This is a genomic window from Gordonia sesuvii (genome assembly GCF_036350415.1).
In the GTDB taxonomy this organism is placed as follows: domain Bacteria; phylum Actinomycetota; class Actinomycetes; order Mycobacteriales; family Mycobacteriaceae; genus Gordonia; species Gordonia sesuvii.
This window is the reverse complement of record NZ_JAZDUF010000002.1, coordinates 577,265-594,976: the sequence shown is the minus strand read 5'-3', so window position 1 is coordinate 594,976 and position 17,712 is coordinate 577,265. Positions and strand designations below refer to the sequence as shown.

The 17,712-nt window shown below is 68.5% G+C and carries 12 protein-coding genes; 6 read left to right on the top strand and 6 right to left on the bottom strand.

The window, feature by feature from the left end; translation table 11 throughout:
* Positions 1–11 precede the first annotated feature (11 nt).
* Positions 12–3,920: an ATP-dependent RNA helicase HrpA gene (gene hrpA, locus VZC37_RS09425; protein WP_330432194.1), complete on the bottom strand. Its 3,909-nt coding sequence runs from the start codon at positions 3,918–3,920 to the stop codon at positions 12–14.
* A 109-nt stretch (positions 3,921–4,029) separates the two neighbouring features.
* Between hrpA and VZC37_RS09420 the strand changes: the two genes are divergently transcribed.
* The gene (locus VZC37_RS09420) at positions 4,030–5,259 is read left to right on the top strand and encodes an aminotransferase family protein (protein ID WP_330432193.1); all 1,230 of its coding nucleotides are present in this window, start codon (positions 4,030–4,032) and stop codon (positions 5,257–5,259) included.
* Between the two features lie 36 nt (positions 5,260–5,295).
* Here VZC37_RS09420 and VZC37_RS09415 read toward each other — a convergent pair whose 3' ends face one another.
* Together VZC37_RS09415 and VZC37_RS09410 are read right to left on the bottom strand one after the other, a co-directional pair.
* A complete protein-coding gene (locus tag VZC37_RS09415) occupies positions 5,296–7,404 on the bottom strand; it encodes a DEAD/DEAH box helicase (RefSeq protein ID WP_330432509.1) in 2,109 nt (702 codons plus the stop codon).
* A gap of 41 nt (positions 7,405–7,445) precedes the next feature.
* A complete protein-coding gene (locus VZC37_RS09410; protein WP_330432192.1) occupies positions 7,446–8,423 on the bottom strand; it encodes a proteasome assembly chaperone family protein in 978 nt (325 codons plus the stop codon).
* Positions 8,424–8,735: 312 nt separating this feature from the next.
* On the opposite strand from VZC37_RS09410, the gene VZC37_RS09405 reads away from it, so the two are divergent.
* The gene (locus VZC37_RS09405; RefSeq protein WP_330432191.1) at positions 8,736–9,413 is read left to right on the top strand and encodes a hypothetical protein; all 678 of its coding nucleotides are present in this window, start codon (positions 8,736–8,738) and stop codon (positions 9,411–9,413) included.
* Between the two features lie 108 nt (positions 9,414–9,521).
* Positions 9,522–10,625 (top strand): DUF4192 domain-containing protein, encoded by a 1,104-nt coding sequence (locus VZC37_RS09400; RefSeq protein ID WP_330432190.1) that lies wholly within the window; start codon positions 9,522–9,524, stop codon positions 10,623–10,625.
* Between the two features lie 17 nt (positions 10,626–10,642).
* Here the strand turns inward: VZC37_RS09400 and VZC37_RS09395 are convergent, their stop codons facing one another.
* The gene (locus VZC37_RS09395) at positions 10,643–11,326 is read right to left on the bottom strand and encodes an iron-dependent transcriptional repressor DtxR (RefSeq protein WP_330432508.1); all 684 of its coding nucleotides are present in this window, start codon (positions 11,324–11,326) and stop codon (positions 10,643–10,645) included.
* A gap of 207 nt (positions 11,327–11,533) precedes the next feature.
* Between VZC37_RS09395 and VZC37_RS09390 the strand changes: the two genes are divergently transcribed.
* Both VZC37_RS09390 and VZC37_RS09385 read left to right on the top strand, forming a co-directional pair.
* Complete coding sequence (locus tag VZC37_RS09390) at positions 11,534–12,799, top strand: acetoin utilization protein AcuC (RefSeq protein WP_330432189.1); 1,266 nt, start codon at positions 11,534–11,536, stop codon at positions 12,797–12,799.
* Positions 12,792–15,659, top strand: coding sequence for a bifunctional acetate--CoA ligase family protein/GNAT family N-acetyltransferase (locus tag VZC37_RS09385; RefSeq protein WP_431309367.1), 2,868 nt, complete (start codon positions 12,792–12,794; stop codon positions 15,657–15,659). The genes VZC37_RS09390 and VZC37_RS09385 overlap by 8 nt, the downstream gene beginning before the upstream one ends.
* 45 nt (positions 15,660–15,704) lie before the next feature.
* Here VZC37_RS09385 and VZC37_RS09380 read toward each other — a convergent pair whose 3' ends face one another.
* The gene (locus VZC37_RS09380) at positions 15,705–16,724 is read right to left on the bottom strand and encodes a sigma-70 family RNA polymerase sigma factor (RefSeq protein ID WP_330432188.1); all 1,020 of its coding nucleotides are present in this window, start codon (positions 16,722–16,724) and stop codon (positions 15,705–15,707) included.
* A 157-nt stretch (positions 16,725–16,881) separates the two neighbouring features.
* On the bottom strand, positions 16,882–17,304 hold the full coding sequence (locus VZC37_RS09375; RefSeq protein WP_330432187.1) for a DUF3099 domain-containing protein: 423 nt from the start codon (positions 17,302–17,304) through the stop codon (positions 16,882–16,884).
* Positions 17,305–17,436: 132 nt separating this feature from the next.
* Between VZC37_RS09375 and VZC37_RS09370 the strand changes: the two genes are divergently transcribed.
* On the top strand, positions 17,437–17,706 hold the full coding sequence (locus VZC37_RS09370; RefSeq protein WP_330432186.1) for a DUF3039 domain-containing protein: 270 nt from the start codon (positions 17,437–17,439) through the stop codon (positions 17,704–17,706).
* Positions 17,707–17,712 lie beyond the last annotated feature (6 nt).

The window sequence follows — 17,712 nt, the reverse complement described above, 5'->3', positions numbered from 1 at the left end:
GCCGGCGCGGCTCATCTGAACGCGTCCAGTGCCCGGATGGCGCGTTTCTCCGAGATCGGCCGTGCGGTGCCGAGGCGCTGTGCGAACAGTCCGACCCGCAACTCCTCGACCAGCCAGTGGGCGTGCTCGTCGAGCGCGGCCCGACGTCCGGGCGGAATCTGTGCGCCGCGCTGGTTCCAGTGCGCGACGACGCGGTCTACGGCGGCCAGGCCGTCCCGGTCGCGTGCAGCGGCGGCGGGGAGCTCGGTGAGACGTTCGATCGCCGCGTCCAGATACCGGGGAACATGAACCAGGTGATCACGGGAGGTGGCCGCGACGAAGCCGTCGAAGACGAGGTTCTCGAGCTGGTCGGCAACGTCATCGGCGGCAACGGATCCGCTCAGTCGATCGATCTGTGCCCGCAGGGGTGCCACGCGCCGGAGCGCATCGGTGGCGAGCACGAAGTAGTCAGGCGCCGCGTCGCTCACCGCAGGTCGCAATTCGTCGCGGAGACGATCGAAGTCGTCGGCGGACCGGATGCGTTCGAGACGATCGGTGGCGGCGACGTCGCGGATCGCGCGTCGGGTGCAGTCGGCGACCAGGTCGTCCGGACGCCGATACGGGCTCTGGCTCAGCGCGAGTCGGCCGGGCGCGTCGAGCGTTGCGGTGATCTTGCGCGACAAGCCGGGAAGTGCGTTGTCCAGGAGTACCCCCACCGCCTCGGCGTGCCGTCGGTTGCGCTCGGCGGCGGTGGCGACGTCGGTGCGGATCACCCCGATCGGGTGGCCGTCGCCGTTGCGTGCAACCTCCAGTCCGGTGTGGCGCGTGACCGTCTGCCCTGCCACCGTGGCGGTGTCCGTAGGGGCGATCTCGCCGATGCCGTCGGCCGTCCACTCCGTGAATATCCGCACGGGTGCCGGTTTCTGGTCGTCGGCGAACTGCTTCTTCAACGCGGCGAGCGACTTTCCGCTCGCCAGGACGGCGCCGTTCGTATCGGCCACCGCGAAGTTCATGGTGAGGTGCGGCGGGATCCGTTCGGGCGCGAAATCGCGTGGGGCCACCGTCATCGTCGTGATGGCAGAGAGCTCCCGGGCCAGTCCCGTGATCAGAGGCTCCGATCGGGGTGTGAGCCGGGACAGGGCGAGGTCGGCGAATCGCTGCGCGGGTGCCATCGACTTCCGCAGCGCCTTGGGCAACGACTTCACCAGCTCCGTCGCCAGTTCGCTACGCAGTCCCGGCACCGACCAGTCGAACCCGGAGGTCCGCACATGGTCGAGCAGCGGCTGTGGGATCACCACGGTGACTCCGTCGTCAGGCGCGCCCGGCTCGAACCGGTAGCGCAGCTCGAGACGGGTGTCACCCTGCTGCCATGCCCCGGGGAAGTCGGTGTCGGCGACCGCCACGTCGGCCGCGACGTCCTCCGGGTGCAGGTCGAGAAGTTCCGGGTTCTCGCGGCGGGCCTTCTTCCACCACGTGTCGAAGTGCCGCGCGGAGACCACCTCGTCGCCGACGCGGGCGTCGTAGAAGTCGAACAGTTGCTGTTCGCTGATCACGACATCACGGCGACGGGCTCGGTGTTCCACATCTGCCGCCGCCTCGAGGAGTTCCCGATTGCGGTGGAAGAAGGCGTGGTCCGTGCGCCAGTCACCTTCGACGAGGGCATGACGCAGGAACATCTCCCGCGACATCGCGGGATCGATCGCGCCGAATTGCACTCGTCGCCTCGCGACCAGCGTGACCCCGTAGAGCGTCACCCGTTCGTAGGCCATCGCCGATCCGCGTTTGGCCGACCAATGCGGTTCGCTATGGCTACGCCGGACCAGGTCGCCGGCCAGTTTTTCCGCCCAGAGCGGGTCGACACCGGCGACCGTGTGGGCGAACAACCGTGAGGTCTCGACGATCTCGGCCGCCATGATGAACGGCGGAGGTTTCCGGGCGAGCGCCGAGCCGGGAAAGATCGCCAGGCTGGTGTTGCGGGCACCGAGGAAATCTCGCGAATCACCCTGCCGGGCAGCGATGTTGCCGAGCAGCCCAGCGAGGATGGCGCGGTGGATCGCGTCGGCGTCGCGCTCTGTGGCGGTTGTCGTCCAGTCCAGGTCGCCGACGATGCGGGACAGCTGCCGGTGTAGCTCCTGCCATTCGCGGATGCGCAGGAAATGCAGGAACTCGCGTTCGCACGTGCGGCGGAACTGGTTGCCGGACAACTCCTTACGCCGATCACCGAGATAATCCCACAGCTCGAGGTAGGTCAGGAATTCCGAACCCGGGACGGCGAACCGCCGGTGCGCGGCGTCGGCGGCTTCACGATGTTCCGACGGGCGTTCGCGCACATCGGGGATGGACAATGCGGCAGCGATCACCAGGACGTGGTCGAGACAGCCGCCGTCATGGGCGGCGATGAGCATGCGGGCGAGTCTCGGGTCCACCGGGATACGCGCCATCTGACGGCCGATGGGTGTGAGAACCGGTTCGTGGTCGTCGCGTCGGGTCTCCCGGATCGCGCCGAGTTCGGCGAGGACGGCCATGCCGTCCCGGATCGCGCGGGCATCCGGCGGCTGCACGAACGGGAACTGCGACACGTCGCCGAGTTTCAGCGCCGCCATCTGCAGGATGACCGCAGCGAGGTTGGTACGCAGGATCTCCGGGTCGGTGAACGCCGTCCTGGTGTCGAAGTCGTCCTCGGCATAGAGGCGGATGCAGACACCCGGGGCGACACGGCCACACCGGCCGGCGCGCTGTCGGGCGCTCGCCTGCGAGATGGGTTCGACCGGAAGCCGGTTCACCTTGGAACGCGTGGAGTATCGCGAGATGCGCGCCGTTCCGGTGTCGATCACGTACCGGATGCCGGGGACGGTCAGCGACGTCTCGGCGACGTTGGTGGCCAACACGATCCGACGTCCGAAGGAGGGTGAGAACACCCGTTGCTGATCGGCGATCGACAAGCGGGCGAACAGCGGCACGATCTCGGCACCTGCCGAGGCCCGGTGGCGCAGCGCATCTGCGGTTTCCCGGATGTCGCGCTCGGTCGGGAGGAACACCAGGATGTCGCCGCTGCGATGTGACGACCACAGTTCACCGATGGCGGTGTCGATCGCCTGCGCCTGGTCGAGATCGCGGTGGTCATTGTCGGGGTCGCGGGCATCGCCGAACGGGCGATAGCGGACCTCCACGGGATAGGTGCGGCCGGAGACCTCGAGGATGGGGACCTCGGCACCGCCGACGGCATCGGCGAAATGGCGGGCGAAGCGATCTGGCTCGATGGTCGCGGAGGTGATGATCACCTTGAGATCGGGCCGACGTGGGAGCAGGCGTTTGAGATAGCCGAGGATGAAATCGATGTTGAGGCTGCGTTCGTGCGCCTCGTCGATGATGAGGGTGTCGTAGTGGCGCAGCAGGGGATCGGTGCCGATCTCCCGCAGCAGGATGCCGTCGGTCATGACCTTGACCAAGGTGTCGGCGCCGGCACGGTCGGTGAACCGCACCGAGAAGCCGATCGCGTCGCCCACCTCGGTGCCGGTCTCGTCGGCGATACGGCGCGCCACCGAACTCGCCGCGATCCGTCGCGGTTGGGTGTGGCCGATCGCGCCACGCACGCCGCGCCCGATCTGCATGCAGATCTTGGGCAGCTGCGTCGTCTTTCCCGAGCCCGTCTCGCCGGCGATGACCACCACCTGATGCTCGGCGATCGCCGCGGCGATCTCGTCCCGCGCGTCCGACACCGGGAGCTCGGGCGGGAATTCCAGGACGGGGACAGTGGCCCGGCGTCGTTCGATCCGCGAGCCGGCCGCGGCCACGTCCACGCAGAGCCGATCCCACGCCGCGGGAGCGGGCCGGCGCCCCAGTTTGTCGAGGCGACGACGAAGCCTGTGCGCATCGACGATCGTGAGGTCGTCGAGCGTCTCGAGCAGGGCGCGACGGTCGGCGGCGGTCGGGGCGGACATGATCTGTCCAGGATATGCGGTGGTGTTCAGTGGCCCCGACCACATCCTTCCGCGCCGCGAGTGGCGACCTGGTTCTCGGGACGTCGGTGGCGCCCGGCATCATTGGCGCATGGCAGGTTCACTCTGGCACGGTTTCGCCGACATGGGATCGGTCACCGCGAACGGACCGTTCGTGGTGACCCGCGGCAAGGGCACCCGAATCTGGGACTCCACGGGTCGCGAATACCTCGACGCGACCGCGGGCCTGTGGTTCACCAACATCGGGCACGGCCGAACCGAGGTGGCGCAGGCCGTTGCCGATCAACTCGGACGGATTGCGCACTACTCGGGTTTCGGCGACCTCACCGCCGATGTCACCGCCGAGCTCGCGGATCGGCTCGCGACGATCGCGCCGGTCACCGACAGCAAGATCTTCTTCACCTCCGGAGGCAGCGACTCCGTCGACACGGCGGCGAAACTGGCCCGGCGCTACTGGCACGAGGTCGGCAAGCCGGACAAGAACATCATCGTCGGACGCACCAAGGCCTATCACGGGATGCATGTCGCCGGGACGGCCCTGGCAGGCATCCCGGGCAACCGCGAGGGCTACGGGGAGCTGATGCCCGATGCCGAGTCCGTGGAGTGGGACAACGCCAAGAGCCTGCTCGGACTGATCGAGCGACTGGGAGCCGATCGCATCGCCGCGTTCTTCTGCGAACCGATCATCGGCGCCGGTGGCATCTACCTCCCGCCGGAGGGCTACCTCGCCGAGGTGCGTCAGATCTGCCGTGACCACGATGTCCTGTTCGTGGCCGACGAGGTGGTCACCGGTTTCGGCCGCATCGGCGGCGACAGCTGGTTCGCGTCCGCCCGCTTCGATCTGCAGCCGGACATGATGACCACCGCGAAGGGTCTGACCTCCGGGTATGTCCCGATGGGCGCAGTGTTCATCGCCCCGCGCATCGCCGAGCCGTTCTACGCCGGTGGCGTCTGGTGGCGACACGGGTACACCTACGGCGGGCACGCCGGCGCTGCTGCTGCCGCGATGGCAAACCTCGACATCATCGAGCGTGAGGGCCTGTTGGGCGAGGCCGCACGGCTGGAATCCGACCTCGCCACGGCGTTGGGACCTCTGGCGGAGCTGGAATCGGTGGCCGAGGTCCGGACCGGCCTGGGTGCGGTGACCGCGGTGCAGCTCGCGGACCCGGCTCAGGCACCCGCGATGATCGGCCGGATGCGAGAGCACGGCGTGAGCGGGCGCGCCGCCGGTCAGGGAGCGTTGCAGATATCGCCGGCGTTCGTCATGACCACCGACGAGGTCGGTGAGCTGGCCGCGAGGATGCGGGCCGCACTGAGCTGATCGCCCGCGCACGGTTCGGGCGCCGTGACCGCAGGGTCACACGTCGGCGTGGGTGAGTTGTTCCCATTCGTCGACCAGGCTGGAGTCCACCGCGCGGACCATGGCGCCGACGTGCTCGGTGATCTCGGCGACCTCCGGGGTCAGCACTGTGTTCGGAAGTCCTTGGCGCAGTACGCGGTAGCAATCCGACAGATACCGCAACAGCACGCCCTCGCTGCGGGCGAGTCCGTAGACGGAGATGAGTTCGGTGAACGTCATCGACCGCTCCAGCATCTCCCGTAGCACCGATTTGGGCGAGGGCGGGTACGAACTCACCCAGGGGTGGCCGCGGCGGTAGACGGAGAACGCGAACTCGATCTCGTCGAGCAGTGGTCGCGGCCAGCTGATCTCCTCGAGCCGGGCCATTCGCTCCTCGTACTCCACCCCGTCGGCCTTCATCTCGGCCAATGCAGCGTCGCGGGCCGATTTGCGTTGCGCGAACAACAACGGCCGCGGATCCTCGAGTGTCGATTCGAGGACGGAGACGACGTCGAGGGCATAGGACGACGATTCCGGATCGAGGATCTCGAAGGCCGCGAGCGCGAACGACGACAGCGGGTTGGTCAGCGCGAAATTCTCCGGCATGTCCACCGACAGCGTGACGTTCTTGCCGTCGGCGTCCGGGGCGTCGAGCTGCACCACGATGCCCGAGTCCCGGAGACCGCGGAACAGTTCGATGGTGTGCCGGATGTGCCGGAGCTGGCGGTTGCGTGGTTCGTGGTTGTCCTCCAGCAGGTGTCGCACGGCGGCGAAACAGTCGCCCGGGCGCGCCAACACCTCCATCAGGATGGCCGTGGTCATGCGGAAGTGGGAGCGCAACGGTTCGTCCGGCGCGTCGACCAATTGCGTGAACGTCTTCTCACCCCACGACACGAAACCTTCCGGGGGCTTCTTGCGCACCAGCTTGCGCAGCTTCTTCGGGTCGTCGCCGGCCTTGGCGACCGCCCGCGCGTTCTCGACGTCGTGCTCGGGAGCCTGCACGACGACGTACCCCACCGTGTCGAATCCGGCTCGCCCGGCTCGTCCGGCGATCTGATGGAACTCGCGGGCACGCAGCCGGCGGACCCGGGTGCCGTCGTACTTGCTCAACCCGGCGAACAGGACGGTCCGGATCGGTACGTTGATGCCGACCCCGAGTGTGTCGGTGCCGGCGATGACCTTCAGCAGACCCTGCTGCGCGAGCCGCTCCACGAGCCGGCGGTACCGCGGCAGCATTCCCGCGTGGTGGACGCCGATACCGGCGCGCAGCAGCTTCGACAGGGTGGCGCCGAAACCGGTGTGGAAGCGGAAATCTCCGATGGCGTCGGCGATCGCGGCGCGTTCGGCCTTGTCGGCGATCTTGACCGACGTCAGGGCCTGCGCCCGCTCGACCGCGGCGGCCTGGGTGAAGTGCACCACGTAGATCGGTGCCCGACCGGCCGCGATGAGTTCTTCGATGGTCTCGTGGATCGGGGTGATCGCGTAGCTGTGGTCGAGGGGGACGGGGCGTTCGGTGCCGGTGACGGCAGCGGTGTCGCGCCCGTTTCGTCGTGTCAGGTCGTCGACGAAGAACGATGTGTCGCCCAGGGTGGCCGACATCAGCAGGAACTGGGTGTGGGGCAACTCGATGAGCGGCACCTGCCACGCCCACCCGCGGTCGGATTCGCCGTAGTAGTGGAACTCGTCGGCCACGAGGGTCCCGATGTCGCTGCGACTGCCGTCGCGCAGCGCCAGATTGGCCACGATCTCGGCGGTCGCGCAGATGATGGGGGCGTCGGCGTTGACCGCGGCGTCGCCGGTCAGCAGGCCGACCTCCTCGGCGCCGAAGGTGGCGCACAGGTCGAAGAACTTCTCGCTGACCAGGGCCTTGATCGGGGCCGTGTAGTAGGCGCGCTCACCGCGGCAGCGCGCGAAGTAGATGGCACCTGCGGCCACCAATGATTTGCCCGAGCCGGTGGGGGTCGCCAGGATCACGTTGTTGCCCGCGATCAGTTCGAGCAGCGACTCCTCCTGATGCGGGTACAGCTCGATACCGCGGTCGTTCCACCAGCGGGTGAACACGTCGAAGGCGGTGTCCTCGTCCGCGACCGGAACGAGGTGACCGGGACTGGTCGGCCCCGGATTCAGATGTGTTGCACCCGTTCCGGTGTCATCCAGATCCGGCCCGCTCAGGTCGGTGATGGCGAACCGCCCGGTCCGTCACCGTCGCCGGAGTCGTCGTCGCGGGTCTGCTCGGCCAGGAACCGTTCGAGTTCGGCGCCGAGTTCGTCACCGGTCGGCAGATCGGCCTCGGCCGCCAGCAGGGACGACCGCTCGGCCTGCGCCTGGGTGAAGGTGTCGTACTGGGACTCGAGGGCGGCGACCACCTGTTCGATCTCGGTGTTGCCCTCGACCTCCTTGTCGACCTGCTCGCGGACCTTCGAGGCGGCGTTGTCGAGAGCCGCGACGGGGATCTGCAGGCCGGTGATCTCGCCGACTGCACTGAGGAGCCGGGCCGACGCCGCGGGGTAGTCGGTCTGCGAGAGGTAGTGCGGCACATGTACCGACAGGCCGGCGGCGTGGTAGTCGCGCTGGCTCATCCGCAGTTCGAGCAGCATCGACGCACTGGCCGGCAGCTTCATCGCCGAACCCCACCGGGGCAGGTCGCCGAGACGTTCGATGTCATTGCCGTGCGCGGTGATCGACGCGGGACGCGTGTGCGGCACCGCCATCGGGATCGCGTTCAACCCGATGACGTCGGTGACGCCGAAATGCTCGACGAGCCGACGCACTGCCTCCACGAACTGCTCCCAGCGCAGATCCGGTTCGGCACCGGCCAGCAGCAGGAAAGGCCGGCCGGCGGTGTCGCGGACCGCGTGCATGGTCAGTGAGGGCATCTCCATGTCGGTGAAGGTGTTCCCGTCGAAGCTGACGGTGGGCCGCCGCGACCGGTAGTCGACCAGCTCGTCGGTGGAGAATGTGGCGACGAGTTCGGAGTCCAGCGCGTCACGCAGGTGGCGGGCCGCGAGGGCCACCGCATGCCCGGCGTCGGCGAATCCCTCCAGGGCGTGGACGAGTACCGGTCCCGCGCCCTCCTCGTTCGAGACCTGGGGCGCGGGAAACTCCAGCGAGTACAGCGCGCTGTGCTCGGCGGACCGCTCGTCCATGGTCGTGCCTCCTCGTGTCGGGTCTGTCGATTCTCTCGCATCGGTGGTGTGCGGGGCCAATCAGGCGCCTCATCCAGCTGCCGGGGCGAGGTCTGATCGTTCCAACAACCTCGCCCCGAGGTCGATTCCCGAGCCGCCGATCACGAACCGGTGATCACCGAGCCGTCGATCACCGGAGCCGGACGGCGTCCGGGGTGTCGTGACCCGGGCGCGTCGCGATCGGTGGCACAGTAGACCGTTGTGATCGGATCCGTGCGCCGTGAGGTCGGGGTGTCGTGGGGTGGCAGGCGTCCGAAACTGCCGAGGCCCCCGATGTCGACGAGGACAAGCCGACCGACGCGCTGGGGGCCGGTCCTGATCGTCGCGCTGTCGTTGCTGGTGGGAGGCTGTTCCGTGGACGGTGAGGCGACCGCCGGTGGCGGAGCGGACCTGTCGCCGCTCGCGGTCGCGCCCGCGGACTTTCCGGCGGGAACGGCGACCCGCCTACCCGCGCCGGCCGTCCCCGCAGCGCTTGCCGACCTGACCGGTCGTCCGCTGCACGGCAGCGTGGATCCGGCCGACTGCACTCCACATCAGGTACCCGCCGACGGCGCGGCGATCCTCGTCGGTCCGGACCCGGCGACCTCGACTGCGACATTCACCGCGGCCGTCGTGCACGTCGACGACGAACTCGCGCAGGTCACCGAGCTGGCGGAGCGATGTGCGCGCACCACCACGGGTGCCGCCCCGACCGCGACGTCCACCGTCCTCACCGAGGTGATGCCCGCACCGGAGCGTGGATCGGTCGACACCTCGGCCCTGCGCCGCAGGATGACCACCGGTGGCGGTGAGGCGCCGCTGATCACCGCCACCACCACGTTGCTGGCCCAGCAGGACGGAATCCGGGTGATCGTCGAGTACCGCCAACAGGGTGCGGGTCCGATGACCGCGGAGACCGGCGCAGCGCTCGACGAGCTGTTCGACAAGGCGGTCACCGCCGCGTTCGGCTGACCTGCATCAGCCGGGTGCCTCACACGCAGGCTGTGGATCGCCGACCGGAGTTGTCCACACCCGCGCTCGTGGGATGGCGCGCGTCGTCGGGGAACCGAGGATGGGCGCATGTCACCTTCCTCACGCTCCCGTCCACTGCATCCGTCGGCGCTGTTGACGGCGCTGCCGGGCATGATCGGCTTCATTCCCGAACGGTCCCTGATCCTGCTGGCCTTCGGCGACGACCCCGGGACGATCAATACGTCGATGCGCCACGATCTGGTTCTCGACGAGGACGGCGAGCTCGTCGACGCCCTGGTCTCGGTACTCGACGGGCTCGCCGATGTGTGCTCGCGCAACGAGGTGCGGTCCGTCGTCGCCGTCGTGGTGGACGATCGTCATCCGATCTCCGACGACCGGTATCGGCGCGTGTGCGAGGTCGCCGATGAGCGCTTCGCCGCTGTCGGCGGCATCTGCGCCGGATTCGTCGTCGGCGCGTTCGTCGAAAACGCACGCTGGCAACGGGTATGGGTCACCGCGGGCGCCACGTCGTCCACCTCGCCGGTCGCGCCGTCGGGTTCGGTGAGCGGCCGGATAGGGGACCCGCACACCAGTCCTACCGCCGTCCGGCGGACGGTGCGGACCGGGCGCCGGGTGCTCGCCCACCGCGAGGAGATGGAGGAGATGCTGCGGCCGCTGCCGCACTGTGTGGGTCCACACGACGGCGGCGGGACCTCCGCGCGCCTGCGTGTCGTGGACGACCCCGACGACGGGGTCCTGCTGCGCGAGATCCTCGACCAGGTGCTCGCGCGCGCCGTCCCGTCGTCGGTACCGGACCTCGACTGCGCCACCGTCACCCGCCTGGGCGAGGCGTTGCTACGGCTGCAGGTCAGAGATGCGGCGATAGCGTTCGCGGACACCGACCTGCGCCACGCGGCGGAATCGCTGTGGCGCGAGCTCGCCCGGCGCCTGACCGGACGGAGTCGGGCGAGTGCGGCGACGATGCTCGCCTACCAGCACTACGTCGACGGCGAAGGGGGATACGCCGGGGTCGCACTCGACTGCGCGCTGAACGCCGACCCGGAATGGTCGCTGGCAGTCCTGCTCGACAAGGCGCTGCGCGGCGGGTTACCTCCCGATGCGATGCGCGAGATGATCCCCATGTGCCGTGACGTCGCCACGACGCTCGGTGTGGTGATGCCCGACCCGAGTGTGGAGCGCGAGGTGGGTTGAGATCCCGCGCCGCGGGTTCAGACCTTCTCCACGAACACCGAGTGCGCCATCTCCTCGGCGAGTTCCAGGCCTTCGTGGCCCGGCGAGTTCACCACTGCTCGTCCGGGGCTGATGGTCACCGTCACGCGGGCATTCGGCACCACCCCTGCCTCGCGCAGCTCGCTGATCAGAGCAGTATCGGACTGGGCGTGCTCGGACAGGCGTCGGACGATCACGACCACCGGCGCCCCCTGCGGCAGGTCGGACAGGCGGGTGGCGCCGTCGGTGGCCGGGGCATGGACCACCCCGAGCTGATCGAGACCGGGGATCGGGTTGCCGTAGGGCGACGTGGTCGGGTTGTCCAGGACGGTGAGCAGGCGTCGTTCGACGTTCTCGCTCATCACGTGCTCCCAGCGGCAGGCCTCCTCGTGGACCTGATCCCACGGCATGCCGATGACGTCGACCAGCAGGCGCTCGGCGAGGCGATGCTTGCGCATCACCGCGATGGCCAGTTCCCGGCCCTTGTCGGTCAATTCCAGGTGCCGGTCTCCGGCGACGTGCAGCAGGCCGTCGCGCTCCATCCGGGCCACCGTCTGTGACACGGTGGGGCCGCTCTGCTCCAGCCTCTCGGCGATACGCGCGCGGAGGGGGACGATGCCTTCCTCTTCGAGGTCATAGATCGTCCGCAAGTACATCTCGGTGGTGTCGACCAGATCGTTCACGGTACGCAGTCCCTTCGTCTCCACCAAGGGTACCTTGACGTCCCGACGTCGCCCGCCCCCAGCGTGTCGCGAATCCGCAGCCCAGGACGTCCCCGGAGAGGCGAACGGTGGCGTGTCGGCGAACCCGGCGGTGCCGTCAGGCGAGACAACCATGTCCCACGTCGGGATCATCAACCAATTCCCGGCGCGGGACACTAGCCTGGGAGCGTGACTCCGACCACGAGCGACGAAGCGGCGGCGGTCATCTGGAGTGAGGACTTCCTGAGCTACAAGTGGGCCCACACGCACCCGATGAATCCCGTCCGACTGGCCCTGACCATGACACTCGCACAGAGTCTCGGCATCCTTGACGGGGTGGACAGTCGGGCGCCGCTCGACATCGACGACTCGGCGCTGACCGTGGTGCACTCGACCGAATACATCGACGCCGTGCGGGCGGTCGGATCGGGTACCGCGTCGTTGTCCGGCCCGCTGCTCGAGCGCCTCTTCGGCCTCGGCGACGCCGACAACCCGGTGTTCGACGGCATGCACGAGGCGGCGCGTCTACTCGTCGGCGGAACCCTGGCGGCGGCGCAGGCGGTGGGTTCGGGTTCGGTGCGGCGGGCCGTGAACATCAGCGGCGGAATGCATCACGCCATGAAGGCCAGGGCGGCGGGCTTCTGCATCTACAACGACTGTGCGGTGGCGATCCGCTGGCTGCTCGACAACGGATTCGACCGGATCGCCTATGTCGACATCGATGCCCACCACGGCGACGGCGTGCAGGTCGAATTCGCTGCGGACCCACGCGTGCTGACGGTGTCGCTGCACCAGCATCCGGCGACGTTGTGGCCGGGTACAGGATGGCCGACCGAGGTGGGTGACGGTGACGCCGCCGGCACCGCGGTGAACGTCGCGCTCATGCCGGATGTGGCCGACCGCCTGTGGCTGCGGGCCTTTCACGCGGTGGTCCCGTCGGTTCTCGACCAGTTCCGGCCGCAGATCCTGATCAGCCAGTGCGGCGTGGACAGTCATCGGGCGGACCCGCTGACCGACCTGTCGCTCACCGTCGACGGGCAGCGCGCCGCGATGCAGGCGATGCGCGACCTGGCCGAGAAGTACTGCGAGGGACGTTGGATCGCGGTGGGCGGCGGCGGTTACGGCGTGGTCGACGTGGTGCCGCGGAGTTGGACGCATCTGTTGGCCGTCGTGCTGGACCGAGACGTGGCGGTGGACACCGAGATCAACGAATCATGGTGTGCCACAGCCGGGCAGATCGCCCAGACCGTGCACTCCGATTACTCGCGGCCGCCGGTCGGGGTGATGGGTGACGGTGGTGACGTCGACTTCGTCGCCTGGGATGGTGACACCGGCCAGGACCCACCCGACGGAGTGAGTGGCTCCGCGCAACGTCAGACCGACCGCGCAATTCTGGCGACCCGGCGAGCGGTGTACCCGCTGCACGGCCTCGACCCGGAGGATCCTCGTGACTGATCAGGACCAGACCGAGAAGCTTCCGGATGCCGTTGCGACGTCGACGGATCCGGGTGCGATGGCAGAGCAGCCGCGACCGCGCGATCCCTGGGACTATCCGCGGCACTGGATCGCCGACGTACTCGCCTCCGACGGCGGTGTGGTGCACCTGCGGCCGATCGTGCCCGACGATGCCGACCGCGTGGTGCGTTTCCACTCCAACCTGTCCGAGCGGACGCGCTACATGCGGTACTTCGGACCCACCCCCACCCTTCCGCCGCGTGAACTGGCACGGATGACCACCGTCGACTACCAGAAACGGGTGGCACTCGTCGCCGTGCTGGGCGGCGACATCATCGCGATCGGTCTCTACGAGGGACTGGGGTTCGACGGCAAACCGGAATCGGCGGAGGTGGCGTTCGTCGTCGCCGATGATCATCAGGGCAGGGGGCTGGGACCCATCCTGCTGGAGCACCTCGCCGGGGCTGCGGCCGAGAACGGTTTCACCCGATTCGAGGCCGAGGTGCTCAGCGAGAACCCGAACATGGTCGCGGTGTTCCGGGACGCGGGATATCAGCTGTCCCGGAGCTTCGACGGCAGCACGGTGCACGTCGAATTCCTGATCGACCCGACCGAGGCGCTGATGTCGGTGCGCAACGGGCGGGAGCGCGCCTCCGAGGCGCGGAGCGTGGCCAACCTCCTGCGGCCGTCGTCGGTCGCCGTGATCGGGGCCTCGACCGACCCGAAGAAGGTCGGAAACGCATTGCTGGCCAACATCATCGCCGGTGGATTCACCGGTCCGGTGTTCCCGGTGAACGGCCCGGCCCCGACCGAGGACGCCGCCGAGGATCCGGGGAGTGGGCACGGTGGCGCGGGTCTCGGACGGCCGTCACCGGCGCAGCGTCGGGGACACCCACGCCCGCCGTCGGTGCGCGGTATCCGGGCCTACCGCACGGTCCGTGATGTCCCGGACCCGGTCGACCTGGCAGTGGTGGCGGTGCCGGCCGCGATCGTCGACGACGTGCTCGACGACTGCCTGGTCAAGGGTGTACGCACCCTCGTCGTCGTCTCGTCCGGGTTCGGCGACAGCGGTGAGGCGGGCCTGGAGAGCGAGCGGCGGCTGCTCGAGCAGATCCGCGAGCACGGCATGCGCCTCGTGGGTCCGAATGCGCTCGGGGTGGCCAACAACAGTGGGTCGATCGCCCTGAACGCCACGCTGGCACCGCGCATCCCGGCTGCCGGGCGTGTCGGCTTCTTCTGCCAGTCCGGCGCGCTCGGCATCGCGATCCTCGACACCGCCGCGCGCCGTCAGATCGGGTTGTCGACGTTCGTGTCGGCCGGCAACCGCGCGGACGTGTCCGGCAACGACCTGCTGCAGTATTGGGACACCGACACCGACACCGACGTCGTCCTGCTCTACCTGGAGAGCTTCGGCAACCCGCGCAAATTCTCCCGGATCGCACGTCGGGTCTCCCGGTCGAAACCGATCGTCGCGGTCAAGGCCGGCAAGGGGGCGATGACCGCGGCCCGCGCCGAACGGTCGTCGGCGGCCAACCTCGACGACCAGATCGCCCAGATGGTGCTGGATCAGGCCGGTGTCATCCAGGTCCACACCATCTCCGAACTCTTCGACTGCGCAACGATCTTCGCCTACCAACCGATCCCGCGCGGACCGCGCACCCGCATCATCGGTAACTCGTCGGTACTCGGCAGCCTGGCCGCCGACACGGCCCGCGGCGGCGGCCTCGAGGTCACCGACACGATCGACCTGGGCGCCGGTGCCACCGAGGACGAGTTCGAGTCCGCGGTGACCGCGGCGATGCGCGATCCCGAGGTGGATGCGGTGCTCGTGGTGTTCGTGCCGCCCGTGGCGGTGGACGCCGACTGGCATGCCCGTGCGCTGATGGCGGCCGCCAACACACCCGATGCCGACGGACCCAAACCGATCGCAACCACCTTCCTGGCCGTCGAGGGCATACCGCCCGGTTTGATGAAGCCCGGGCCGAACGGGTTGCCGCAACGCGGCTCCATCCCGTCGTACGGGAGTCCCGAGCGGGCGGCCAACGCGCTGGCGCGTTCGTGGCAGTACGCCCGCTGGACGCAGCGCCCCGAGTCGGAGATCCATCGGCCGGAGGGCACCGACCCGGAGGCGGCGCGAACGTTCGTCCGGGAGGCCATGGCCGGTGCGCCCGACGATCCGTCCGGACTTGGCCGCACGCTCGGACCCCGGGAGTCGGCCACGCTGCTGGGTTGGTACGGGATCGGTGTGGTGCCGTTCGAGGAGGTCGGCACCATGCACGAGGCGGCAGCCGCGGCCGACCGCCTCGGGTTCCCGGTGGCGGTGAAGGCGACGTCCGAGACGTGGCGCGGCCGGCTCGACCGTGAGGGCGCCCGTCTCGACCTCCCGGACGCGACCGCGGTGATCACGGCGTTCTCCGAGCTGAGCGGCTTGACCGGGGACCGTGTTCTCCATGTGCAGAAGATGGCGCCGAAGGGGATCGGGACCACGGTCCGGGTTCGCGACGACCAGTCGTTCGGCTCGCTGATCTCGTTCGGCCTGTCCGGACGCACCTTCGAACTGCTCGGCGACCACGGGTATCGGGCGATTCCGCTGTCGCCGCTGGACGCCACCGAACTGCTCGACGAGCCGAGGTCGGCGCCGCTGCTCACGGGCTACGCCGGGGAGCCGCCCGTCGACCGCGCCGCCCTCACCGATCTGTTGACGCGGATCTCCACGCTGGTCGACGACATCCCCGAGGTCCGCGAGGTGCACTGTGATCCGATCCTGGCATCGCCGGACGGTGCAGCGGTACTGAGTGCGGTGATACGCGTCGGTCCGGTGCCCACACGTGCGGACACCGGACCGAGACGATTGAGTTAGTCAGCGTTTGAGTTGGTCACCGATGCACGGCACCAGAATCGGAGATCAGCTGGCGTAGGCGCGGAGGCGCTCCGCGCGTTCCCCCTGCCGCAGCTTGCCCATGACCTCGCGTTCGATCTGCCGGACACGTTCGCGCGACAGCCCGAACATCCGGCCGATCTGGTCGAGGGTCCGCGGCTGGCCGTCGTCGAGGCCATAGCGCATCCGGATCACCTGCTGCTCACGCTCGTCGAGCGTGGACAGCACCGAGCGGATGTCCGAGTGGAGCAGACCGGCGATGACGGCGTTCTCCGCCGACGTTGCCTCGGCGTCCTCGATGAAGTCGCCGAGCGGTGCCTCCTCGTCACTGCCGACCGGCATGTCGAGGCTCACCGGATCACGACTGTGATCGAGGAGATCGGCGATCTTCTCGGCCGGGATGCCCGACTCGTTGGCGAGTTCGTCGTCGGTGGCCTCACGGCCGAGCTGCTGGTGTAGCTCCCGCTTGATCCGGGCCAGCTTGTTGACCTGCTCCACGAGGTGGACGGGCAGGCGGATCGTGCGGCTCTGGTCGGCCATGCCGCGGGTGATCGCCTGACGGATCCACCAGGTGGCGTAGGTCGAGAACTTGAAGCCCTTGGCGTAGTCGAACTTCTCCATCGCACGGATCAGGCCGAGGTTGCCCTCCTGGATGAGGTCCAGCAGGGGCATCCCGCGACCGGTGTAGCGCTTCGCGAGGGAGACGACGAGGCGGAGGTTGGCCTCGAGCAGATGTGCACGCGCGTACTCGCCCTCGCGGACGATGACGGCGAGGTCACGCTTCTTGGTGGCCGACAGCCGCTTCTTGGTGGCCAGCAGGTGCTTGGCATAGAGGCCCGCCTCGATCTGCTTGGCCAGTTCGACCTCCTGCTCCGCGTTGAGCAGGGCGGTGCGGCCGATGCCGTTGAGATAGACGCGGACAAGGTCGGCGGCCGGGGATTGGGCGTCGAGATCCTGCTCCGTCATCGCGGGGCGAACGGTGCTTGTGGCGGGATCGTCTGCGACTCCGATAGTCGTGGTCGGGCGTGCAACTGTCGAGCTTGACATTCGGCCTCCTGACTTGAGTGCGTACACCGGGTTCAACGCGAACAGATGGGCGAAAGTTCCCGGGAGGGTCCGGTGCCCACTTCGCCCAGATATGGGCTGATCAGCCGGTTTGCCGGCAGATGCAGTCGTCTACATGAGAAGTTGCTGAGAGTGTGGCTCAGCGGGAACGACGGTCGCGGTCGGTGCGCTCGTCGCCGGACGGGTCCGTCGTGGCATCCACGATGCGCCCGTCGATCGCTCGCCGCGTCCCGTCCAGCGGCGGGGGCCCGACGACCGAATGGTCGGTTCCGTACCGGTACTGGGGTACCTCGCCGCGCTTGCGGGGAGGCCGGTCGTTGGCGATCAGGACCGCCACCCAGGGGATCGGGATGGATGCCGCGACGATGGCCAGGGCCAGCAGCCCGTTGCCCGTTGCGCTGTAGACGAAGCCGGCGATCACCAACGCGGGAACGCGGAAGGCCATCAACGTCAGATACTTGCGCACACGCACCCGATGCTGGTCGTCGAGCGACTGTTGCGCACCGGTGATCAGAAAGGCCTGGGGGTCGTTGGCGTGCCCCCTCGATCCTTCTCTGCTCATGCTTCCACCATCCCACTTCGCCGCCCGGGATGCACTCATGGCCCCCGTGATCCGAACCCGACTGTCGAGGTCTCACACAGGTCATTCGGAGCCGTATCCCTTCCGGCGTTGTCGTGGCGCACAATGGTCTCCATGGGAACAGAGACAATCGAGCGGCCGGACCTCGACGAGCGGACCGACGTCGACGAACGGCCGGACGCCGACACCACCGATCACGGCGACGACGACCGCCCCAAGTTCTTCCACTACGTGAAGAAGGACAGGATCGCGGAGAGCGCGGTCATGGGCAATCACGTCGTGGCGTTGTGCGGGGAGACATTCCCCGTGACGCGATCGGCCAAACCCGGCTCACCGGTCTGCCCGAAGTGCAAGAAGATCTACAGCCGGATGCGCAAGGACTGAGCATTC

Coding starts and splice junctions, on each gene's coding strand:
- VZC37_RS09400 (WP_330432190.1), top strand. CDS start 9,522: ATGTCACCTTCCTCACGCTCCCGTCCACTGCATCCGTCGGCGCTGTTG.
- VZC37_RS09375 (WP_330432187.1), bottom strand. CDS start 17,304: ATGAGCAGAGAAGGATCGAGGGGGCACGCCAACGACCCCCAGGCCTTT.
- VZC37_RS09420 (WP_330432193.1), top strand. CDS start 4,030: ATGGCAGGTTCACTCTGGCACGGTTTCGCCGACATGGGATCGGTCACC.
- VZC37_RS09410 (WP_330432192.1), bottom strand. CDS start 8,423: ATGGACGAGCGGTCCGCCGAGCACAGCGCGCTGTACTCGCTGGAGTTT.
- VZC37_RS09405 (WP_330432191.1), top strand. CDS start 8,736: ATGTCGACGAGGACAAGCCGACCGACGCGCTGGGGGCCGGTCCTGATC.
- VZC37_RS09370 (WP_330432186.1), top strand. CDS start 17,437: ATGGGAACAGAGACAATCGAGCGGCCGGACCTCGACGAGCGGACCGAC.
- hrpA (WP_330432194.1), bottom strand. CDS start 3,920: ATGTCCGCCCCGACCGCCGCCGACCGTCGCGCCCTGCTCGAGACGCTC.
- VZC37_RS09380 (WP_330432188.1), bottom strand. CDS start 16,724: ATGTCAAGCTCGACAGTTGCACGCCCGACCACGACTATCGGAGTCGCA.